The organism is Mesorhizobium sp. BHbdii, assembly GCF_053848045.1.
On sequence record NZ_JBSPKX010000001.1, the window covers coordinates 185582 to 207588 of the forward strand.

20 protein-coding genes and 1 pseudogene are annotated in these 22007 nt (G+C 62.3%); 8 read left to right on the top strand and 13 right to left on the bottom strand.

What is annotated here, in order from left to right; genetic code table 11:
* Positions 1 to 95: 95 nt before the first annotated feature.
* Positions 96 to 1472: an FAD-containing oxidoreductase gene (locus tag ACWTU8_RS00820; RefSeq protein WP_455846672.1), complete on the bottom strand. Its 1377-nt coding sequence runs from the start codon at positions 1470 to 1472 to the stop codon at positions 96 to 98.
* On the bottom strand, positions 1469 to 1930 hold the full coding sequence (locus tag ACWTU8_RS00825) for a DUF4126 domain-containing protein (protein WP_455846673.1): 462 nt from the start codon (positions 1928 to 1930) through the stop codon (positions 1469 to 1471). The genes ACWTU8_RS00820 and ACWTU8_RS00825 overlap by 4 nt, the downstream gene beginning before the upstream one ends.
* Positions 1931 to 2094: 164 nt before the next feature.
* Here ACWTU8_RS00825 and ACWTU8_RS00830 point away from each other — a divergent pair, with 164 nt between their 5' ends.
* Positions 2095 to 2652, top strand: coding sequence for a sugar O-acetyltransferase (locus ACWTU8_RS00830; RefSeq protein WP_455846674.1), 558 nt, complete (start codon positions 2095 to 2097; stop codon positions 2650 to 2652).
* A 9-nt stretch (positions 2653 to 2661) separates the two neighbouring features.
* On the opposite strand, the gene ACWTU8_RS00835 is transcribed toward ACWTU8_RS00830, so the two are convergent.
* On the bottom strand, positions 2662 to 3648 hold the full coding sequence (locus tag ACWTU8_RS00835) for a helix-turn-helix domain-containing protein (RefSeq protein ID WP_455846675.1): 987 nt from the start codon (positions 3646 to 3648) through the stop codon (positions 2662 to 2664).
* Between the two features lie 128 nt (positions 3649 to 3776).
* On the opposite strand from ACWTU8_RS00835, the gene ACWTU8_RS00840 reads away from it, so the two are divergent.
* On the top strand, positions 3777 to 4424 hold the full coding sequence (locus ACWTU8_RS00840; protein ID WP_455846676.1) for a cysteine hydrolase family protein: 648 nt from the start codon (positions 3777 to 3779) through the stop codon (positions 4422 to 4424).
* A 69-nt stretch (positions 4425 to 4493) separates the two neighbouring features.
* Here the strand turns inward: ACWTU8_RS00840 and ACWTU8_RS00845 are convergent, their stop codons facing one another.
* From ACWTU8_RS00845 to ACWTU8_RS00880, 8 genes and pseudogenes are all read right to left on the bottom strand, one after another.
* The gene (locus ACWTU8_RS00845) at positions 4494 to 6173 is read right to left on the bottom strand and encodes a formate--tetrahydrofolate ligase (RefSeq protein ID WP_455846677.1); all 1680 of its coding nucleotides are present in this window, start codon (positions 6171 to 6173) and stop codon (positions 4494 to 4496) included.
* 319 nt (positions 6174 to 6492) lie between these two features.
* A complete protein-coding gene (locus tag ACWTU8_RS00850; protein WP_455846678.1) occupies positions 6493 to 6888 on the bottom strand; it encodes an ester cyclase in 396 nt (131 codons plus the stop codon).
* 159 nt (positions 6889 to 7047) lie between these two features.
* Complete coding sequence (locus ACWTU8_RS00855) at positions 7048 to 8190, bottom strand: DUF2333 family protein (protein ID WP_455837957.1); 1143 nt, start codon at positions 8188 to 8190, stop codon at positions 7048 to 7050.
* Positions 8191 to 8224: 34 nt separating this feature from the next.
* Entirely contained in the window at positions 8225 to 9529 is a 1305-nt protein-coding gene (locus ACWTU8_RS00860) for a DUF6638 family protein (RefSeq protein ID WP_455846679.1), read from the bottom strand.
* A 141-nt stretch (positions 9530 to 9670) separates the two neighbouring features.
* Entirely contained in the window at positions 9671 to 11590 is a 1920-nt protein-coding gene (locus ACWTU8_RS00865; protein WP_455846680.1) for an ATP-binding protein, read from the bottom strand.
* A gap of 24 nt (positions 11591 to 11614) precedes the next feature.
* Positions 11615 to 12760, bottom strand: a complete 1146-nt coding sequence (locus ACWTU8_RS00870) for a hypothetical protein (RefSeq protein ID WP_029349869.1) — start codon at positions 12758 to 12760, stop codon at positions 11615 to 11617.
* A gap of 35 nt (positions 12761 to 12795) precedes the next feature.
* On the bottom strand, positions 12796 to 13884 hold the full coding sequence (locus tag ACWTU8_RS00875; RefSeq protein ID WP_065011917.1) for a hypothetical protein: 1089 nt from the start codon (positions 13882 to 13884) through the stop codon (positions 12796 to 12798).
* 295 nt (positions 13885 to 14179) lie between these two features.
* A pseudogene (locus tag ACWTU8_RS00880) lies at positions 14180 to 14788 on the bottom strand (thymidine kinase).
* 216 nt (positions 14789 to 15004) lie between these two features.
* Here ACWTU8_RS00880 and ACWTU8_RS00885 point away from each other — a divergent pair.
* The 3 genes from ACWTU8_RS00885 to choV all read left to right on the top strand — a co-directional run bounded on the left by ACWTU8_RS00885 (position 15005) and on the right by choV (position 18142).
* Positions 15005 to 15952, top strand: a complete 948-nt coding sequence (locus tag ACWTU8_RS00885) for a choline ABC transporter substrate-binding protein (protein ID WP_455846681.1) — start codon at positions 15005 to 15007, stop codon at positions 15950 to 15952.
* Positions 15953 to 16109: 157 nt separating this feature from the next.
* On the top strand, positions 16110 to 16964 hold the full coding sequence (gene choW / locus ACWTU8_RS00890) for a choline ABC transporter permease subunit (RefSeq protein WP_065011919.1): 855 nt from the start codon (positions 16110 to 16112) through the stop codon (positions 16962 to 16964).
* Positions 16961 to 18142: a choline ABC transporter ATP-binding protein gene (gene choV, locus ACWTU8_RS00895; protein ID WP_095519216.1), complete on the top strand. Its 1182-nt coding sequence runs from the start codon at positions 16961 to 16963 to the stop codon at positions 18140 to 18142. Before choW ends, choV begins: the two co-directional genes overlap by 4 nt.
* Positions 18143 to 18379: 237 nt before the next feature.
* Here the strand turns inward: choV and ACWTU8_RS00900 are convergent, their stop codons facing one another.
* Both ACWTU8_RS00900 and ACWTU8_RS00905 read right to left on the bottom strand, forming a co-directional pair.
* On the bottom strand, positions 18380 to 19789 hold the full coding sequence (locus tag ACWTU8_RS00900) for an ATP-binding protein (protein ID WP_455846682.1): 1410 nt from the start codon (positions 19787 to 19789) through the stop codon (positions 18380 to 18382).
* On the bottom strand, positions 19786 to 20502 hold the full coding sequence (locus ACWTU8_RS00905) for a response regulator (RefSeq protein WP_455848349.1): 717 nt from the start codon (positions 20500 to 20502) through the stop codon (positions 19786 to 19788). The genes ACWTU8_RS00900 and ACWTU8_RS00905 overlap by 4 nt, the downstream gene beginning before the upstream one ends.
* Positions 20503 to 20739: 237 nt before the next feature.
* On the opposite strand from ACWTU8_RS00905, the gene ACWTU8_RS00910 reads away from it, so the two are divergent.
* The 3 genes from ACWTU8_RS00910 (at position 20740) to clpS (ending at position 21919) form a co-directional block, all read left to right on the top strand.
* Entirely contained in the window at positions 20740 to 21084 is a 345-nt protein-coding gene (locus ACWTU8_RS00910; RefSeq protein WP_455848350.1) for a hypothetical protein, read from the top strand.
* Positions 21085 to 21121: 37 nt separating this feature from the next.
* A complete protein-coding gene (locus tag ACWTU8_RS00915) occupies positions 21122 to 21340 on the top strand; it encodes a hypothetical protein (protein WP_455846683.1) in 219 nt (72 codons plus the stop codon).
* Between the two features lie 273 nt (positions 21341 to 21613).
* The gene (gene clpS, locus ACWTU8_RS00920; protein WP_455846684.1) at positions 21614 to 21919 is read left to right on the top strand and encodes an ATP-dependent Clp protease adapter ClpS; all 306 of its coding nucleotides are present in this window, start codon (positions 21614 to 21616) and stop codon (positions 21917 to 21919) included.
* Positions 21920 to 22007 lie beyond the last annotated feature (88 nt).

Consider the following 22007-nt stretch of genomic DNA (forward strand, 5'->3'; position numbering starts at 1 on the left):
ATTGGTCCAGCTTTTCGCGCTATGGGCGCAAGACTCTCTCGGCCGGCTCCCGAAGGGGTGCGGTGGACACTACTGGTTCCAAACGCCTGCCCGGCCTATGCCAGCGGCTTTAATTCCTGGGCAATGGTGGGCAGAAGTTCCGAGACATTGGGGTGGATATGGGTTGCCCGCGCGAGCGTGCTGACCGGCGCCTTGGCGTACATCAGATCGAGCACGCAGTGTATCGCCTCGTCGCCCCCGGGGCCGAGCACCGAACAGCCGAGGATTTCCTTGGTGCCGGCGTCGACCAGGATCCTCATGAAACCTTGCGTCTCGCCTTTCTCGACGGCGCGGCCGACGCGGGTCATCGGCCGCTGGCCGACCAGCGCGCGACGCCCGGACTTTCTTACCGCTGTCTCCGTCATGCCGCAGCGGCCGAGCGGCGGATCGGTATAGAGCGCATAGGCCTCGATGCGGTCGCTCACCTTGCGCGGATCGTTGTCGAGCAGATTGGCGGCGACGATCTCGTAGTCATTGTAGGAGGTATGGGTGAAGGCGCCTTTGCCGTTGCAGTCACCCATCGCCCAAATGCCGGGCACGCTGGTGCGCAACTGGTCGTCAACGACAATGAAGCCGCGTTTGTCGACCTCGACGCCGGCTCTGTCGAGGCCGAGATCGTCGGTGTTGGGCGTTCGGCCCAGCGCCAGCAGCACATGCGAGCCGACCGCCGGCGCCTTGTCGGCGGAGAAGGTCACGGCAACTTCGTTGCCCTTTCTGGCGAAGCCGATGTCATCGGCGCCGAGATGGACCGTGATGTCTTCGTTTTCGAAGATGGACAGGATGGCGGCTGAGACATCCTCATCCTCGCGGCCGATCAACCGCGGGCTCTTTTCGATCACCGTGACCTCTGATCCGAATCGGCGGAACATCTGCGCGAATTCGAGCGAGACGTAGCTGCCGCCGACGACGACGAGATGGCGCGGCAACTCGTCGAGATCCATCATCGACGAATTGGTCAGGTACGAAATGTCGTTGACACCGGGCAGGTCGGGCACCGAGGCGCGGCCGCCGGTGTTGAGGAATATCTTCTCGGCGCTCAGCAGGTCGTCGCCGACACGCACGGAATTGGCCGATTCGAAGCGCGCATGGCCGCGATAAAGCGTGCATTTGTCCATGCCGGCGATCCAGCTTTCGAGGTTGCCGCGGGCGTCGTTCGACACCTTGTCCTTGCGCGCCTTGATCGCCTTGTAGTCGACGCCGACCGGGCCGGAGAGCGTCACGCCGTAGTCGGCGGCGCGGCGGGCAAGATGCGCAGCATAGGCGCTTGCCACCATGGCCTTGGTCGGCATGCAGCCGGTATTGACGCAGGTGCCGCCAACCAGTTTTCGCTCGATCAGCGCCACGCTCATGCCGGCCGCCGTCAGCCGGCCGGCGAGCGACGGGCCGGCCTGTCCGGCGCCGATGATGATGGCGTCGAATGTCTTTGCCGTCATGCCACCGCCGCCACGATCAGCAGGCCACCGATGATCGCCACCGCGTCCTCGATAAGGGCGGCTGGCAGGTCCTTGCCGAAAGCGATCGCCAGGCGTTTGCGCAGCTCGGCGCCGCCCAGCGTGCCGATCACCGCGCCGATGGCGCCGGCGATCAGGCCGCCGATCGTGACGCCGCCGATCGCGCCGATCACTGCGCCGGTGAAGGCGCCCATGACGATGCGTGCGCCGAACTGCTGTGGGACCTTGCGGCTCGGCGTCGACGGCAGCTGGTCGGTGACGAGCTCGGCGACGGCCAGGATGGTGAAGATGCCGACGGTGATCCAATGGCCCATGAAACCAGCCCAGGTTACGGCGACCGGCAGCCAGCCGAGATAAGCGCCCCAGGCGACGGCGGCGGGCGCGGTCATGGCGCGAAGGCCGGCAACGACGCCGATCAGAAGTGCAAGGATGTACAGCATGATTGATCCCCCCTCGATCACACGGCCTGGGATGGCCCAGCCGGGGCAGGCTAGCATAGGATCGGCATTTGACCAGAGGCCTGCGATCTCTGCGTTACCCGATTTTTATGGACTGTGCTTTGACACCACGTTGAAACAGCAGGGTAAGACAGGAGGGCATCGCCTTGAACGGAAGCGAGCGCATAAAAATGGCCGCGGGCGAGTGGTATACTTGCCTCGACCCAGAGCTGGAGGCGCTGCGCATCCTCGCTCGCGACGCGGTGTTCGAACACAACAGCTTGCCGCCCCGGCAACGTGGCGACGTCGGACCTGCCTTGAAGTCGCTGCTCGGCGCTGCGGGCGAGCGCGCCCGGATCGAAGCGCCGTTCCACTGCGCCTACGGCTTCAACATCTTTCTCGGCGACGGCGTCTTTCTCAATGCCGGCTGCATCATCCTCGATACGGCGCCAATCCGCATCGGGAAGGGAACGCTACTCGGCCCCAACGTGCAGATCTACTGCGCCGAGCATCACAAAGAGGCAGCGGGGCGACAGGCCGGGCTGGAGATCGCCAAGCCGGTCGAGATCGGCGACAATGCCTGGATCGGCGGCAGTGCGGTCATCCTCGCTGGGATCAGCATCGGCGCAGGCGCTATTGTCGGAGCGGGTGCTGTGGTGACGCGCAATGTGCCGCCAAACACCACGGTTGTGGGCAACCCGGCGCGGCCGGTCAGGCGCGGCTGAGCATCCGGATCAACGCGAGGCGGCGTGCGCGTCCTGATCAGCGTTCTTCGAGAATTCGCGCCGGTACTGCGCGGGCGAGGTCCTGAGCCGTGCCGCGAAGTGCTGGCGCAGCGACGTGGCGCTACCGAACCCGGCCTCGAAGGCAACCGTGTCCATCGATTTTTCCGTTGCTTCCAGCAGCCGCTGCGCCAGCGCGACGCGCTGATCGATCAGCCAGTCGCCGAAACTGGTGCCGATCGTTTTCTGGAAACGGCGCGTGAACGTCCGGCGGGTGAGACCGGCGGCGTCGGCGACGCTGTCCAGACTGTGCAGATCGCCAAGCGTTTTGCGCACCGTGTCGAGGGCCTGTGTGAAGCGATCCGCGTTGCCGGTCCTGGCGATGGGGCGTTCTATGAACTGCGCCTGCCCACCTTGCCGATGGGGAGAAAGCACGATCTGCCGGGCAAGTCGAAGAGCCGCCTCGGCGCCGTAGCGGGCTCGCACGATGTGGAGACAGCAGTCAAGCCCGGCGGCGACGCCGGCAGATGTCATGACATCGCCATTGTCGATGTAGAGCACGTCCGGATCGACGATCATGTCGGGATAAAGCGCCTGCAGCTGCTCGGTATAGGCCCAGTGCGTCGCGGCTCGCCGCCCCGAAAGCAGTCCGGTCGCCGCAACAGCGAAGGTGCCGAGGCACAGTCCGACAATCAATGCGCCGTTGCGGTGCGCTCGCAGCAGCGCCTCTACCAGAACCGCAGGTGGCGGATTTTCGAGATCTCGCCAGCTTGGGACGATGACGATGTCCGCGCCATCGAGGCTGCCAAGCCCTTGCGGCGCAGTCACGGTCAATCCTGCTTCGGTATGGATAGGCCCGCTTTCGATCGCACAGATGCGGAAGTCGAAGCGCGGCAGGCCGAGCGCGGCGCGGTCTTCGCCGAATACAAGGCACGGCACGGAAAGGTGGAACGGACTGATGCCATCGAAGGCGATGGCGGCAACGATCGGATCGGCCATGCTGAGCACCAATAAGGGTTAGATCCGAATTGTCCCAATCCTTTTGAATAATGTCAATTGGGACACTTTTGTAATCCGGCAGCAGGCCTATCCTCGACCAATCAAGGCAAACGGGAAAGGAAAGCTCAGTGTCTGAACCAGTCAAAGGCAAGGCGCCACGCCGCGCCCTCATCGTCGTCGACATCCAGAACGACTATGATGGCGGCAACCTGGCCATCCAATATCCGCCGTTTCGCGACAGCGTCGTCAACGCAGCACGAGCGATGGACGCAGCCGCCGAGGCAGGCGTCAAGGTCGTGGTCATCAAGCAACTGGCGCCCGAAACGTCGCCGATTTTCGCCAAAGGCAGCCACGGCGCCGAATTGCATCCCGAGATATCAAGGCGAAGCCGCGATCATTACGTCGAAAAGACCTTGCCGAGCGCCTTCACCGGTACGGATCTCGAGGACTGGTTGCGCGCCAACGCCATCGATACGATCACCGTCGTTGGCTACATGACGCATAATTGCGATCTCTCGACCGTCATCCACGCAGTCCATATGGGTTTTGCGGTGGAGTTCCTGTCCGACGCCACCGGCTCGGTGCCCTATGCCAACAGCGCCGGCTATGCTTCGGCCGAGGACATCCACCGCGTGGTGACTATTATACTGCAGTCGCGCTTCGCTGCCGTTCTCAAGACCGCCGAATGGATCGACTGTCTGAAGACCGGCACGCTGCCCGAACGCGACACGATCCACGCTTCCAACCAGCGCGCGCTGGCACGGAACGCCGCTTAGAAGTCTGTCGTGGATAAGCAAAAGGCGCCGCAGCGATGCGGCGCCTTTATCATTCCGGCCTTCAAAATCTCAGAACAGACCTTCGATCTGGCCCATTTCGTTCAGGAAGATCTTCTCCGAGGACGGCGCCTTGGGCAAGCCGGGCATGGTCATGACCTCGCCGCAGATGACGACGATGAAGCCGGCGCCGGCAGACAGCCTGACCTCGCGCACCGGCACGGTGTGGCCGGTCGGCGCGCCGCGCAGGTTCGGGTCGGTCGAGAACGAGTACTGCGTCTTGGCCATGCAGACCGGCAGGTGGCCGTAGCCGGCGTGCTCCCAGGCGTGGAGCTGGTCGCGCACCGACTTGTCGGCGATCGCTTCGGAACCGCGATAGATGCGCTGGACGATGGTGTTGATCTTCTCGAACAGCGGCATCGCGTCGGGATAGAGCGGCGCAAACTGCGAGGAGCCGGATTCGGCCAGCGCCACCACCTTGTTGGCGAGTTCCTCGATGCCGGCCGAGCCGTGGGCCCAGTGCTTGCACAGGATCGCCTCTTCGCCCATCGAGGCGACGTAGTCCTTCATCGCCCTGATTTCAGCGTCGGTGTCGGAATAGAAATGGTTGATGGCGACCACGGCCGGCACGCCGAACTGCCTGATATTCTCGATGTGACGGCCGAGATTGGCGCAGCCCTTCTTGACCGCCTCGACGTTTTCCTTGCCGAGGTCTTCCTTCTTGACGCCGCCGTTCATCTTCATGGCGCGCACGGTGGCGACGATAACCGTGGCCGCCGGCTTCAGGCCGGCCTTGCGGCACTTGATGTCGAAGAACTTTTCCGCACCGAGATCGGCGCCAAAACCGGCTTCGGTGACGACATAATCGGCGAGCTTCAGCGCCGTCGTGGTGGCGACGACCGAGTTGCAGCCATGCGCGATGTTGGCGAAGGGGCCGCCATGGACGAAGGCCGGGTTGTTCTCCAACGTCTGCACGAGGTTGGGCTGCATGGCGTCCTTGAGCAACACGGCCATGGCGCCGTCGGCCTTGAGGTCGCGGGCGTAGACGGCCGACTTGTCTCGGCGATAGGCGATGATGATGTCGCCGAGGCGCTTTTCCAGGTCTTTCAGGTCGGTGGCAAGGCACAGGATCGCCATGACTTCCGAGGCGACGGTGATGTCGAAGCCCCCCTCGCGCGGAAAGCCGTTGGCGACGCCGCCGAGCGAGCAGATGATCTCGCGCAGTGCGCGGTCGTTCATATCCATGACGCGGCGCCAGACGACGCGGCGGATGTCGATGCCGAGCTCGTTGCCCCAGTAGATATGGTTGTCGATCAGCGCCGAAAGCAGATTATGCGCCGTGGTGATGGCATGGAAATCGCCGGTGAAGTGGAGGTTCATATCCTCCATCGGCACGACCTGCGCATAGCCACCGCCGGCAGCACCGCCCTTGACGCCGAAATTCGGCCCGAGCGAGGCCTCTCGGATACAGACGATGGCCTTCTTGCCAATGCGGTTGAGACCGTCACCGAGGCCCACCGTCGTCGTCGTCTTGCCTTCGCCGGCCGGCGTTGGGTTGATGGCGGTAACGAGGATGAGCCTGCCGTCCTTGTTTGTCTTCACCGACTTGATGAACTCGGCCGAGATCTTCGCCTTGTCGTGGCCGTAAGGCAAAAGGTGCTCGCTTGGAATGCTGATCTTCTGGCCGATGGCCTGGATCTGCTTCTTGTCGGCGGCGCGCGCGATCTCGATGTCGGACTTCACTTCGGCCATGGCGGCTTTCCTCTGGATTGGACGGTGGAGGGGACGGGTTTGATCAGTGTGGTCGCAAGCCTGTTCGAAACAGCCTTGGCACTTCAGGCGAGGGCACGTTCTAACCCTGTCGCTGCCGTGGCGTCAACTTGCATGCAACTATGTTTCCTATGAAGAAAGGCAGCTCTCTGTTTCCCGGTCGACCTGTCCCGGATCTTCGCGCCCGGTTGTCGCGCCGTATAAAAGCCAGAGCACGCGCCGTCCTGCCGTCTCAAAACAGCCGCGGAATGCACGGAATGCGACAGGGTTCGAGCCCCGGTCGGCGCTTCGAACGGCCGCGTTAGAATGCGCCGATCTGGTGCATCAGCCCCAAGCCATCAAGCTGGCCGAAATGTTCGACTACGATGCCGTTCTCAACGCGATCGATGTGAATCACACCAACCGATACGCATTTTCCGCTCGGTTCGACACCATGGAAGACGCCAGTGTGCGTGCCCTGAAAGCGGCCGCGCGTGACCACCTTGTCGGCGTCGCTGACACAGTCGTCGACGACGTGATGTCCGTCCGGAAATCCAACAAAGAACTCGGTCAGCGATTTGCGCCAGTCATCGAAGCCGATCGGGTTGGCACTGCCGAGATGAACGGCGAGATCCGGAGAGACCAGATTGGCCAGTTTGTCCCAGTCTTGCCTGTCGACCGTGGCGTAGAAATTTCGAGCAACTTCCTGGATATCCATCTCGTGTCCTCGCTGGCCGCCGCCCAGCGGTCGAACGACGACGAGGCAGTCAGGTTCCGCTCTCCGCGACATGCGGCCGAGCTATTGCCTCGACAAGTTGCCGATTTCGACCAGGGACAGCGGTGATTTCAAGCCAGGACGTCTTTCACTATTGGCCCTTCACCGATCCAGAACGGACCTGACCTCGACGAGGTTCGATCGCACCCTAAGCACATAGAAACCCATCGTGGTGAGGTGGGTGGGCATGATCCAGCCATCCTCGCGGCCGTTCGAGATTATCAAAGGCTGGATGGCGAGCGCCGCCTTGAGCTGGCCTTCCACGCTGTTCCAAAGTGGTGTGAGGCCGCGATTGTCGAGGATCTGCTGGAAGTCGTGATGCGCCGCCGTCAGGATGCCGTAATAGCCGTAGAGCTGGCCGTAGGCGAACCAGAAGCGGTCGTCAGCCCGCGTGTCGAACCAGCCGCTGTTGAAATTCTGCGAACGGTCGCGGATCAGGTCCGACGTCGAGCCTATGTCACTTGCGATCCGGTCGACGAACTGCAACAGATTGTCGGCGCGCGCGTTGAAGACAACCTCGCATTTCATGAGCCGGTCGTTGAAGGCGCGAAGGCTGCTCGCCGCCGTGCGATAGAAACTCGGCGTCGGGGTTTTCGGACCAAAGGGCCTGAGGCCGAAATACCAGGTTTCCTCGTCGAAGGTGATCGCGCCGCGCGCATCCTGCAGGTTCTGATCTATCTGGCTGGTGCCGCGGACGCGGCCCAGCGTGTCGACAAGCTCGACAGCGGTGCGCCGGATGGCCTGATTGACCCCGCGCTGGAAGGAGGCCTTGTTGTCGAGAAACGGCGTGCGGTCCCAGTCCATGCCGAAGAACCCGAGCTTGTAGAGTATCATCGACGAGATCCAGGCGTTCTCGTTGACGTTGAAATCGATGAGATCGGCCGCGACCTGGACAATGGCTGAGTTGGTGCAGGTCTTGACCTCTCCCTCGACACCGGCGGTTTCCCCGGTGGCGGAAGGAGCGGGCTGCGCCGGGGCGGTTCCGGCCGGCTGCGTGAAATTATATGCCTCCGCATACGCGGGATTGAAATTGCTCCAGACCTGCGTGTTCCAGATGAAGTAGCCGTAGAGGCCGATCAGCATGAGCAGAGCGAGGCCGAGCACCGCCTTCAGGATCCAGCCGCGCTGCGTATACCAGTGCCCGGCCCAGATGAACGGCCACAGGATCACGCCGACGGCGAAGCCGATGCCGCGGCCGATCCACTGGAAAATCCGTGTGAAGAAATTCACGATCGGATCAAGCATGGCGATGTCACCCCCTCGTCAGTCAGCCGGTCTCTCAATCGGTAAGGCCGTAGAGGCGTGTGCGAAACGCCACTTTGTCTTTCAGATATGTGGTTTTCAGAACGTCCACAACATGTGATCTCCAGGCGTCGCTGAAGCCGTCATAGTCCCTGTAGAATCCCGGTTTGTTGAAGACGTAGCGAGAGACGAAGTCCTGCGGCACGAAATCCGAGATCAGCTGGTTGGTCAGCCAGGCGTCGGGATGGCCGGGCTTGGCCCGGATCACCAGGAAGCGCTGGTGCGGGAACACGTCTTCGATTTTTAGATAGCCAAGGTGAGCGATCTCGCGCTTGGCGGCGTTGAGGAAGGGAAAATTGCCGTCCCTGGTGATTAGGTCGGCATGGCCGTGGATCCAGGTCTGCAGCCAGACTTTGTCGACATCGGTCAGATTACGGTCGGGCTCGGCATCGCGGATCAGCGCGCGCACCACCATTTCGGCGCGATGTTCGAGATAGCCTGATGTTTCGATCCATGAGGCACGCGGCAGTTCGATACGGCCGGTCGCGGCGAGGAACTTGAACACCCGGTCGGCATCATTGATCGAGAGGTAGCTCACTTGCCACGGTCGCGAGCGACGGAAGCCTGGGGCTGCCGGGTCGCTGATCACCGTCGTCATGTCCGGGTCGATGAACACATAGAGGCCGCCGAAATGGCTGGTCCAATAGGCGCTGTGACGAAAGATCACCTGATCCGGCACCAGCGCGTTCTCGCGGATGTCGCCGCAGATCTTGGCCAGTTCCACCATGTGGGTGAGCATGGCGTTGTCGCGCCAGGCGTCCGGCTCCTGCTTCAGCTGGTCGACGAGCTTGCCGAGTTTGGCGGCCTTGCCGAGCACGTCTTCCGCCGACAGCACCTTGAACTCGACCTGGTTGATCGACAGCAGATCCTCGATGTCGTCGACCTTGGGGACCGAATCCTCGATCTCCCCGTAGATGACATCCTTGATGGTCAGCGCGTCGATGGCGCGCTGGTTCGTCGACATGAACTCGAACATCAGTTGGGAGGTATTGGAAAAGGCGGTGTGGACCACCGGCAGGTCGATCTGCGACGGCGTCAGAATGATGAAACGGCGGTTGATCTCGTTGGGATCTAGGTAGTGGTAGTCGCCGCATTCCTCGGCCACCTGCGGCGAGAAGCCGGTGCGGTCGATCTCGAAACTCTTCAGCTTCGTCGGTTTCAGGCCGAAGGCGACCAATGCCTTGTTGTAGCGCTGGATGAGATGCGGCTCGTCGATGGTCAGCAGCCGGCCATAGATCAGCTCGTTGTCGCGCAGCAGATCGGATTTCCTGGCGGGGCTCATCTATCCCTTCTCCCCTTGTGGGAGAAGGTGGCCGAGCGAAGCTCGGCCGGATGAGGGGTGTTCCAGCTTGACGAATACCCCTCATCCGTCGCATTCGGCGACACCTTCTCCCACAGGGGGAGAAGGGAGCGTCGGCGCATCTCAAGCATTCCACAGGCCCTTCTTCTTCAATTCCTCGATCTCGCGCACCGCGCGGTCGCGCAGGCGGGTGTCGCGGATCAACTTGGTCACCGCCGCGTCGTCGGACTTGTCGGAATAGCGGAACTCCGAGTCGGCGTAGCGGTTGACCTCCTGCATGACCATATCCATCGAGAAGGGGCCGCGCAGTTCCTCGATCATCGCCTTCTTGTCGTCGTAGCCCTTGTGCATGAAGACTTCCGGCTTCTCGAACCATTCGTCCGGCAGCTCGATATCCATGGCGCGCATCTTGATCGCATCGGTGACGTTCTTGATGGCCCGGCCGGTGAAGCGCGGCTCGGCCTCCTTGATCATGTGCAGATAGGTGCCGATGTCGGCCATCGATTTCGGTGCGCCGTTCTCCTTCATGTAGCGCTGATAGACCTTCAACAACCCGTCTTCCTTGGGCTTTTCATGCTCTTCATAGGCTTCCATCACCGCGCGCTGGATTTCCTGGGCGGCATAGAGCTTGTGGTCGCCGAGCGGGATCTTGTGGTTCTTGCCGGCGAGCAGCACGAAAATGTCGATGTAGTCGTCGCGCGTTTGTGGCCCATCGACCAGCCAGCGGGCGCCGGCGCGCTGGCGCAGCGCGTCGTCGACGTTTTCGGGATAGTTGGAGAACATGCCGAAGGAGCAGTTGCCGCGCACCACGGTGCCGGCACCGGCAAACGCGTCCATCAGGACACCGGTGATTTCCTGCTGGCCTGCCGAGGCGCGATCGTCGGAGCGGCGTGCCGCCACCTGATCGATATCGTCGATGGTGCCGAAGCCGATGACGCGCGGGTTCAGCACATTGTTGATGAACTGGCGGCAGTTCTGGCCCGACTTGCCCTGGTAGGAGGAGATCTGGTCGACGCCGAAATTCTCGTAGGCGAAGGGATAGCCGGCGACCTGACAGTAGCCGTTGACGAGACCGGCGATCATCTGGATCAGCGTCGTTTTGCCGGTGCCGGGCGCGCCGTCGCCGATGAAGGTGAACAGGAAGCCGCCGAGCTCGACGAACGGGTTCAGCTCGCGCTCGAAATCGTAAGCCATCAGCATCTTGGCGAGCTTCACCGACTGGTACTTGGCGATGTGGTTGCCGACGACCTCTTCCGGCTTCTTGAAGGTCATCACCAGCGGCTTAGACCGCTTGCCCGGTGCGACGTCGAAGCCGTCAAGGGTGAAGTCGTCGATGTCGATGCGGATATGCGCGTTCTCGAATGGGCCGATGCCGTCGAAGCGGCCCTTTCGCGCCAAAAGCCCGTCGATGGCGACACGGGCAAAGGCGCGCGCCCGGGTCATCAGATCGGCGTCGTCCTTCGCGCCTGATATCGCCCTGTCGAGGCCGGCCACGATCGACTTCACCGCATCCTGCGGCGTGTCGAACAAGAAGTCCGGCTCGGGCGTGTCGTTCGGCGCCTCGCCGTCGCTGTCGATCAGCTGGAACAGATACGAGGCGAGGCTGAAGGCCGAAATATAGGCCGAGGCCGACAGCAGCTTCTTGAAGGTGGCGGCCTCGTCGCCTTCGAGCGGCGCGCGGGCGTTTTTCGCCTGTAGGCTTTCGAGGTCGGAGCCTTCGGCGAAGACGTCTGAAATGGCCAGTGCGATCGCCAGCCCGCGCCGGGTGCGAAACAGCAGCATGTGCTGCGCAATGCTCAGCAGCTGGTCGCCGGGATGGACGGCGGCGACGGTCTTGGAAAGCTCGACCTCGCGCGTGCGGCGAACCGAGCCGACCGAGACGGTCGAGACGGTCGAGACGAAGCGGCGGTTGGTGCCGGCCAGCGCGGTCCCGGCTTCCCGCGACGGGTCCTCGAGCACGACGATGCGGGTGATGAAGCTCTGCGCGGTGGCGCGGTGCTTTTCGATTGCCGCTTCCGAGATCGTGGTCAGGCCGGTGTCCATGAAGGATGCTCCGCGGTTTGACGGTCAGACGTCACTGATGACCTGTCCTTTGGACAGGATGTGGACCTTGTAGCCGGAAAAGATCTTCTGCGCCTCGCCGGCGGCGTAGAGCGCCTGATAGGCCTCATGCGGGATCAGCGCATGCTTCTCGTAGCTCGACACGCCCTGCCGCGCGGCCTCGAGATCGTCGGTGTCGATGAAGAATTCCTGCGTCGTCTTCTCGCTCGAAAACAACCCCTTGCGGCCGGGCTTTTCGGCCTTGGAGTAGACCTCCTGGATGGTCCAGGTCAGCAGCCAGGCGTTTTCCGGTTTGCGCACCTTGTCCAGAACGTCGCTGACCGTCGAATTGTTGTCGGTAATCCCGGCGGAATAGAACGGGCCGAGCACGACGCGGCGCAGTTGCTTGGGGTGGAGTTGCTCGAAATCCTTGTCGAGGTTGACGGCGATCGTCGCCGGCGACAGCGTATAGGCGGAATTCTTCTCGGTGAAGTCGTCGAAGCGGTGGGCTAGCTCGGGATTGAGCAGGCCTTCGACGGGGAGCGGAATGTCGACCTTGTCGTTGAGCTTGCCGTTGCGGTCGACAAGCTGCCCGATCATCTCTTCGGAGGAATCCTCGACCGTCACCATGTAGACCAGCGGCAGGTTGGCGCTGCCGTCGAAGGCGGCCCAGTGGACGAGGTAGTAGGGCCGCCCGGTCTTCGGATTGACCGAGACTTTTGCCGTCTGCGCCAAGGTGAACGGCCCGAAGGTCGTCTCGCTCCTGACACCCTCCAGATAGAGCCGCTCGGCCATCGACTTCTGCAGCGCTTCGGGGAATTCCTTGTGGCGCAGGATGAAGTCGGCCATTTCCTCGCGCAACTCGTCGGCCAGCGGTATGTTGGCGAGACGCGTATCGGCCTGGCGGCGATCGTTCTCCAGCTCGAGCACGTTCTGGAAGACCGGAAAGCCGCTTTCGGCGCGCGAAATTCGGAACGTCTCCATGAAGCCCAGCCGGTTGCGCCAGCAGGAAAAGGAGTTGTCGAGCCGCGCAATATATTCGGCGACGATCTTGGCGACAATGCCGTGCCGGTAGAGCGGCGAGCGATCGTCGCGCATGAACACTTCGAGGCCGCTGAGTGCCGCCGTGATCGCCGAGAAATAGCGCGTTGCCGCTTCGTTTTCGGGGGTCATGCAGCCAGCCCTTCGGAGCGATGCGAGTGCAGCAATTATGACTGCACGTAGTTTGCCGCATTGTGCTTCTTCAGCACGTCGTCGAAGCGGCGGGCAAAGGCATCGTCGGCCAGCTTCTTGCGGCGCTGGATGTCGGCGGTCGCCACCATGTTCTTCTCGTGCATTTCGAGGAGATCGCCGATGTGCTTCTGCGAGGCCGCGCCGATGCCGGCCATGGTCTCCTCGGCGGTGTTGTCGACCTGGCTGCCCAGCGTGTTGATCTTGTGGGCGACGTCCTGCTGGGCGGCGGTCTTCAGCGAATCTTCCAGCGCCTTGTAGAGCACGATGCGCTGCTCGGTATCGATGGTCAGCTTGTTGATCAGCGTCGACTGCGCCGCGATCTGGTTGTTGAGCGAATCGACGAAGGTCTGGAACATCGACGTGTAGCGCTCCAGCGTCTGGCTTTCGGCCAGCAGTTCCTGCTCCTTGGCCTGCTTTTCATTGTACTCCGTGGCCAGTTTCGAACGTTCGCCTTCGAGCTCCGTGCGCTCCTTCTGGCTGGTCGAGGCGGCGATCTTGTTCTCGATGTCGAGCAGCATCGGATTGAGCTCCTCGATGCGCTTCTGCACGGTCTCCAGATTGGACATGGTTGCCTTGCGGCGCTCGATCACCTGCGACAGGCTGGCCTCGGAGGTCTTGTAACGCTGGTCGAGGATCTGCTTCTGCGCCTTGAGGATGCCGACAATGGTGTCGGATTTCGCCAGCAGCTCCTGCAGATTGCCGGCCAGCGACATGTTGCGGACGCGGTCGGTGCGCATGCGCTGCTTGCTCTGGTCGGAAAATATACCTACAAAGCTTTCCCAGCCGGTGTAGTTCTTCATGCTCTCGAATTCGGCGCCGAAGACGTTGGTGGCGTCCTCCAGCCCGATGATCAGGTCGGCGATGTTGCCTTCCATCACCTTCTGCTGCTTCAGCACATCCTCGATGCGGGCGTTCTCGAGGTCGAAATTGGCGTCGCCGATCTTCTTGTCGGTCTTGGCGAGCGTGTCGAGCACCGTGCCGGACTGCTCGATTTTGGTGCGCATGTCCTGCACGACCTGCTTCGTCTTGGCAATTTCGGCATCGAAATTCTGCAATGTCGCCATTGGGGCCTCCCGCTTCGGCATTTGTTCGTGTCGCGAACCGCCGGAATATATGTGCGGCATAGGGGGAAGGGAAGGCGGAAGATTAGGAGTTTGCAAAGGATAGCGCCGAAACCCGAAACAAAAAACCCGCCTCGGCGGCGGGTCGTTGGCACGGTCAGCACCATACTCAAACCAATAGCATAACTGCCGTCGCAAAGTAACGAAGCTCACCGCTCGCAGTTTTTCTTGCCGCAGTTCTTCCCCCTCTGTCCTGGCACCGTTCGATCCATGCGCACGCAACGCGGAATAGCGCTGGTCAGACTTTGGTGAAGCCGATGAAATCGTCGGGCGCGACGCGGCCCATTTCTTCTTCACAATGGCGGCGGCAGAGCGAGACATAGACATCCTTACCGATCGCCACCTGTTCGCCCTGTCTCGCCACCTTGCCGTCCGCGCCCAGGGCGCACGACCATCGTCGCCTTGCGGCCGCAGCGGCAGATGGTGCGCACCTCGCGCAGATCGTCGGATATCGCCAGAAGCGCGCGCGAGCCGGAAAACAGCTTGCCCTGGAAATCCGTGCGCAGGCCGTAGCACATCACCGGAATGTTCAGCCGGTCGGCAATGCGGGCAAGCTGCCACGCCTGCTCCTCGAGGAACTGCGCTTCGTCGACGAAGACGCAATGCACGGTCGTGTGGTCGTGCTGCTCGGCGAGCCGGGCGAACAGATCGTCGCCGTCGCGGAACATCTCGGCCTCCGTCTCCAGGCCGATGCGCGACGAGATCAGCCCGGTATCGCCCTTGCGGTAGTGGCCGGCGACGAACACATCGTGGTCATGCCGCGCTCGCGGTAATTGTACGAGGCCTGCAGCAGCATCGTCGTCTTGCCGGCATTCATCGTCGCGTAGTGGAAGTACAGCTTGGCCATGCCGCCCTTTTAAGCCAAGTTGTCCCGGCGCGGGGAGGGGCGTCCCACATTCCAGCGGAAAAGCGGCGAACGTGTCGCTGATCGGCCAGCCCGCGCCGTTGACCGCGATTGTCTTATCGCTTGAAACCGCACCAGAATGATGTTTGGCTGACGAAACAAGGCGGAGACAAAACCGCAACTTCGCTTCGCCGATAGATCACAATGGGAGAATACATAATGTCGCGTATGAAACTATTCGCCGCCGGCTTCGGTCTGGCGGCATTTCTTTCCGCGGGCGGCGCACTCGCCGCCGAGCCGGAAAGCTGCAAGCCGGTGCGTTTTGCCGATGTCGGCTGGACCGACATTACCGCCACCACCGCTACCGCCAGCGTCATCCTCGAAGCGCTCGGCTACGAACCCGACGTGCAGGTGCTGTCGGTTCCGGTCACCTACACCTCGCTGAAGAACAAGGACGTCGACGTCTTTCTCGGCAATTGGATGCCGACCATGGAAGCCGACATAAAGCCCTATCTCGAAGACAAGTCGGTCGAGACGGTCGTGACCAACCTCGAAGGCGCAAAGTATACGCTTGCCGTGCCGCAGCACACCTATGACGCCGGTCTCAAGGATTTCGCTGATATCGCCAAGTTCAAGGACAAGCTCGACAACAAGATTTACGGCATCGAAGCCGGCAATGACGGCAACCGCCTGATCCTCGACATGATCGCCGCCGACAAGTTCGGCCTGAAGGATTTCGAGCTCGTCGAAAGCTCGGAGGCCGGCATGCTGTCGGCGGTGCAGAAGGCTGCCGCATCGGGCGAAGACGTGGTCTTCCTCGGCTGGGAGCCGCATCCGATGAACGCCAACATCAAGATGGCCTATCTGTCGGGTGGCGACGAGGTGTTCGGCCCGAATTTCGGCGGCGCGACCGTCGCCACCAATGTCCGGGCCGGCTACACCACCGAATGCCCGAACGTCGGCGCGCTGCTCAAGAACATGGTGTTCTCGCTCAAGATGGAAAACGAGATCATGGGTGCGATCCTCAATGATGGCGCCGACCCGAAGGCCGCGGCTACCGAATGGCTCAAGGCCAATCCGGACGCGATTACCCCATGGCTCGCCGGTGTGACGACCTTCGACGGCGGCGACGCCGCGGCCGCCGTGAAAACTGCGCTGGGTTCGTAGCAGATTTACACCCTCCCCCTTGCCTGGAGGGTCGGCGCGGCACGCGCCGCGGTGGGGTTAGTGCAGAACGGAGCATAACCGTGACCACCCCACTCCGCTGCGCGGTTCGACCCACTCCGCCAGGGGGAGGGCGAAGTAGAATGAGGGGACATTTGCCATGGATCCGGTTTCGCAACTGATTTCGAGCTTCAAGATCCCGATCGGGCGGTGGGGCAAGACCTTCTTCGACTTTCTGACCACCAATTTCGAATGGTTTTTCGACAGTATCGCCGACGGGCTCACCGTCGTTCTCGACGGGTTGGTCGATCTTTTGCTGCTCGTCCCGCCGGTTCTCCTGGTTGCCGCCATAGCCGGGCTTGCCTGGTACCTGCAGAAATCATGGAAGCTGGCGCTTGCCGTCGCGCTCGGCCTCCTCTTCATCGTCAACCAGGATCTCTGGCAGGAAACCGTCGAGACGCTGGTGTTGGTCGTGGCCGCCGCTGCGGCCTCCATGGCTATCGGCGTGCCGATCGGCATCTGGGCGGCGCATAACGAGCGTGGCTACCGCTATCTGCAGCCAATCCTCGACCTGATGCAGACTATGCCGACCTTCGTCTACCTGATCCCGGTGCTCATTCTCTTCGGCCTCGGCATCGCTCCCGGCCTCATCGTCACCGTCATCTTCGCCGCTCCCGCGCCGATCCGCCTGACCCATCTCGGCATCACCTCGGTGCCGAAACCGATGATCGAGGCCGGCGAGGCCTTCGGCGCGACAAAACGCCAGCTCCTGTGGAAAGTAGAGCTGCCGGCGGCGCTGCCGACCATCATGGCGGGGCTGACGCAGTGCATCATGCTCTGCCTCTCCATGGTCGTGATCGCTGCGCTCATCGGCGCCAACGGCCTTGGCAAGCCGGTGGTGCGCGCGCTGAACTCGGTCAACATCCCGCTCGGGCTCGAGGCCGGCCTCGCCATCGTCGTGCTCGCCATCATCCTCGACCGCATCAGCCGCATCGGCACGGGAGCCGCCAAATGAGCGCCGCGGTCGATTTCAAGAATGTCGACATCATCTTCGGCGCGGCGCGCAAGGAAGCGCTGGCGCTCGTAGACAGCGGCGCGACGCGTCAGGAAATCCTGGAGAAGACCGGCGCCGTGCTCGGCTGCGCCGGCGCCAATTTGACCGTCAACGAGGGCGAGATTTCCGTCCTGATGGGCCTCTCCGGCTCCGGCAAATCGACGCTGCTCCGCGCCGTCAACTTGCTCAACGTGCCGGCGCGGGGCAATGTCATGGTCAAGGACGGCGACCGCATGGTCGATGTCGCGGCCTGCGACGCCGCCACGCTGCGCAACATCCGACAGACGCGGGTCGCCATGGTGTTCCAGCAGTTCGGCCTTCTGCCCTGGCGCACCGTCGCTGAAAATGTCGGCTTCGGCCTCGAGCTGTCCGGCGTGCCCGACGCCGAGCGCAAGGCGCGCGTCGAGCGCCAGTTGAAGCTCGTCGGCCTCGACCAGTGGGCGTCGAAATACGCCCACGAACTTTCCGGCGGCATGCAGCAGCGCGTCGGGCTGGCGCGTGCGTTTGCCACCGAAGCGCCGATCCTGCTGATGGACGAGCCGTTCTCGGCGCTCGACCCGCTGATCCGGACCAAGCTGCAGGACGAGTTGCTGCAGCTTCAGGCAGAACTGAAAAAGACCATCATCTTCGTCAGCCACGACCTCGAGGAGGCGCTGAAGATCGGCAGTCACATCACCATCATGGAAGGCGGGCGCATTGTGCAGACCGGCGCGCCCGAAGACATCGTGCTGCGCCCCGCCAACGACTATGTCCGCGACTTCATCGCCAATGTGAATCCGCTCTCGGTGCTGACCGCCTGGAACGTGATGCGCGACCGCCGCGACCTCGAGCACGGCGAGGACGGCTGGGTGTGGCTCGACCGCCGCAAGACGACGCGTTTCAAGATCGACGAGCACGGGCTGGTGGCGGCTGCCGAGCGCGACGGCAAGCCGGCGTTCTGGGTGTCCTGCGCCGATGTCGAGGCGCAGCCGGAGGAGACGGCGCAGGTGTTCTGGGCCAATCCCGGCACCTCGCTGAAGACCGTGATGCTGGCCATGCACCGCTCGCAGACCGCACCCGTGGCGCTGTTCGACGACCAGTCGCGCTTCGTCGGCGCCATCGGCATCAGGGACGTGCTGAGCGCGGTGTTGAGAAGGTAGCTATTTTTCTCTCCTTGAATCAACGCTCTCGCCGGACCGCTGATGCTCTTGGTTTGCTGTACTTTGTGCCTACTTCAAAGGATACCTTGTCAGAAATTCGAAATTGCGAATTACCTGAAAATTCAGCCAATTTGAAATAATACTCGATATGCTTCTCACGAACCCCCCTCACGGTTACCGCAAATTTTTCTCCGAGTCGTAGATTGCTGCAAATTGCGATTAATCGCAAATCCCGATTCATTCCGCCAGCGGCAACTTCAGCTCCGTCAGAAGGCCGCCGCCGGGGTGATTGGACAAGCTGACCTCGCCGCCGGCGCCGCGGGCGATGTTGCGGGCGATGGTCAGGCCAAGGCCGAGGCCGCCGGTCTGGCGGTTGCGCGATTGTTCCAGGCGCACGAACGAGCCGAACACGGCGTCGAGGTCGGCCTGCGATATGCCCGGTCCCTCGTCGCGGATGGCCAGAGTGATGACCTTTTCCGATCGGTGCAGGCTTAGATGCGCCTTCTTGCCGTAGGTCACGGCATTCTGGACGAGGTTGGTGACGCAGCGCCGGAGCGCGACCGGCCGCGCAACGCAGATTAGGCCGCGCGAGCGCGTATCCTCATTGTCGAACGAGACCTCCTCGTAGCCGTCGGCGACCGATTCCACGAGCGACCAGAAATCGATCCTTTCGCTCTTCTCCTCGGTCACCTCGAAGGTGGCGAAATCGATAACCGAGCTGGCGATGTCTTCGATGTCTGCGAGGTCGTGCGCGAGTGCGGCGCGGACCGTCGATTTCCGCAGCAGCTCGAGCCGCAGCCGCATCCTCGTCAGTGGCGTGCGAAGGTCGTGGGCGAGTGCTGCCGCAAGATGTTCGCGGTCCTCGACATAGTCGCGCAGCCTGGCCTGCATGGCATTGACCGCCTTCGCGGCGGTGCGGATCTCGCGGCTGCCGGTCTCGGCGATCGGCGGGCTCTTCAGATCGTTGCCGATCCGCTTCACGGCGGTTTCCATCATCCGATAGGGCGCGGTCAGCCGGCGCAGCGACCATATCGACGTGGCCACCACCAGCCCGGCGATCAAGGCATAGAGCGGCAAGCTGTCGAAGCTCAATATGGGTCCCATCGGCGTGTTCGGCTCGGTGAAGTTCAGCCATTGGCCGTCGGCGAAGCGCAGCGATGCGGTCAGCTTGTCGCTCTGGGCGAAGTCGGCGGCCAGCACCAGCAGGTCGCGCTCGACCTGGCCGACATCGCGACCCTCGATCGCGCCCCTGGCATCGTCGGCTTCCCGTGTCGCCGGATCGCGCCGGACCCGTGCCTCGGTAATGCCGAATTTCGACAGTCGCCCGACCAGTATGTCCTCCAGTTCGGCCAGTTCGTCGTCGCCCGCTATCGACGACGTGACGGCGGGCGTGTCCGAAACTGTAAGCGCGTAGGTCGCGTTGGATAGGCCGGATGCGGTGGCCTTGCGTCCCTCCTGCGGGGCGGCATGCATCAGCTGCACCAGCGAGAAGGCACGGTCATTGAGCCTGTAAAGATCGACCACGTCGTTGGCGGCGGCACGGTCGCGCGAGACGATGTAAAGCGTCGTGATCTGGCTGATCAGCAGGCCGGCGATGACGATGAGCAGCACCCAGACGGGCAGGGTTTGGGGCAGGATGCGTCTCATTCGGACGTTGTCTCGGGCAGAAACTGGTAGCCGCCGCTGCGCACGGTCAGGATCAGTTTCGGCGTTTTCGGATCGTCCTCCATCTTGCGACGCAGCCGGCTGACCAGAATGTCAACGCTGCGGTCGAAGCTGTAGCCGCTGTCGCCGCCGGACAGTTCGATGAGCTGGTCGCGGCTCAGCACGCGTTGCGCGCTCTTGACGAAAGTCTGCAGCAGGTTGAACTCCGCCATGGTCAGCTCGACCCTGACATCGCCGGGCGCCATCAGCCGGCGGCGCGAACAGTCCATCGTCCAGCCGGCGAAATGGTAGATTTGCCGCGAGGCGGGCCGCCGCGGCTCGGCAGCGCCGTTGCGCCTCAGCACGGCGCGTATCCGCGCCAGCAGCTCGCGCGGATCGAAGGGTTTTGGCACATAATCGTCGGCGCCCATCTCCAGTCCCACCACGCGGTCGGTCGTCTCGGTGACCGCGGTCAGCATGATGATCGGCGTCGCATAGTTGGCGCGGATGTCGCGGCAAAGCTCCAGCCCGCTTTTGCCGGGCAGCATGACGTCCAGAACGACAAGGTCCACCTTGGCGCGGCGCAGGATGGCCTCCATCTCGATACCGTCGGCGGCGACGGACGTGTGCAGCCCCCGTTTCTGGAAGAATTCCTGAAGCAGGTCGCGAATGCCCTTGTCGTCGTCGACGATCAGTATGTGCGCGTCGGATTTCACCGGGAGCCCTGCCGTCATTGGTGGCCGAAACCGTCTTTCAGTCATCACCCACACGATAGAATTCAGGCCAGATGTTGGCCGGTGGCGATAAGCGAACCTGAATGGGTTGCTCAGAAACAATCCAGAAACAAAATTCTACAGTTCGGAAAAACTCCCGAAAAATGTCAAGGGCATAAGTGGTGCCGTGGCGGTCAGGTCATCGGCTGCGACGTGCGTTACGGGATCACGGACAAACCAATGCAAAGGTTCTCGATCAGCTTGATGGGTGCGTTGCTCGGCATTTCGCTCGTCACCGCCGCGGTCGAACAATCCGATGCAAAGGTGGCCGATGCAAAGGTGGCCAATGCAAAGGTGGCCGACGCAAAAGTAGCGATCACCCGGAGCGAGCGTTGCAGCGATCTGAGCCGTCAATTCGACGAAGCCCTCGAAACCCATGCCGCGGCAACGCAGGTCACCGCGGCGAAGGCGCTTCAAAGAAAGGGAAACCGGTTCTGCGCCAACAAGAAACAGGCACAGGGAATCCGGATGCTCGCCAACGCTTTGAAGCTGCTTGGAGTGACACCGATCGACCCCGTTCAGTGACGCTCAATCCGATCTGCACAAAAAAGGAAACGAAGCCATGAAAAAGTCCCTCCTCTCCGCGCTCGGTCTCGCCATCGCGCTTGCCTTCTCGATGCCGGTTCTCGGCACCAGCAGCGCCAACGCCGCTGCCACGACCGCGGCTGCGTCGACGACCGCTGCGCCGGCCAAGACCGTCGTGAAGAAAGTCGCCGCAAAGAAGACCGTCAAGAAGCACAAGAGGCATGCTTCGCAGGCCAAGGCAGCTCCGAAGACCTGATCTGGCGACATCTTGTCCAGTTGGAGGACCGCTCCAGTTGCGATTTGCCTGGAGCGGTCGTCTTGCGCGCAAGACAGACGTAAGCCACGTCGGCTCGAATTTCGGATTCGCCGCATCATGCCGTTGAACGGCAGGCGGCGGTTGCCACATAGGCACAGACTTGTGAATGGCCGCAGCCGCCAGGAGGGCGGTTTGTGCGCGGGTCAAAATGGACGACCGCTTTCTTCCATGTCAGAATAAAAGCGAAATTCTTGAGCGTAGTTGCCGGTTCCGATGCCTGAGATCGTCACCAAACCTCGCACTAAAACGAAGCCGCAGATCGAACGGCCGAAGCTCTACAAGGTCGTCCTCCTCAATGACGATTTCACGCCACGCGAGTTCGTGGTGACGGTGCTCAAGGGCGAATTCAAGCTGAGCGAAGACCAGGCGCGGCGGGTGATGATCACCGCGCACCAGCGTGGCGTCTGCGTCGTCGCCGTCTTCACCAGGGACGTCGCCGAAACCAAGGCGACGCGGGCGACCGATGCCGGCAAGGCCAAGGGCTATCCGCTGATGTTCACGACGGAGCCGGAGGAGTAGCGGTTCGCTTCTTCCTTCTCCCCTTGTTGTGGGAGAAAGTGACCGAGCGAAAGCTCGGTCGGATGAGGGGTGTTCCAAGCTTGGCAAA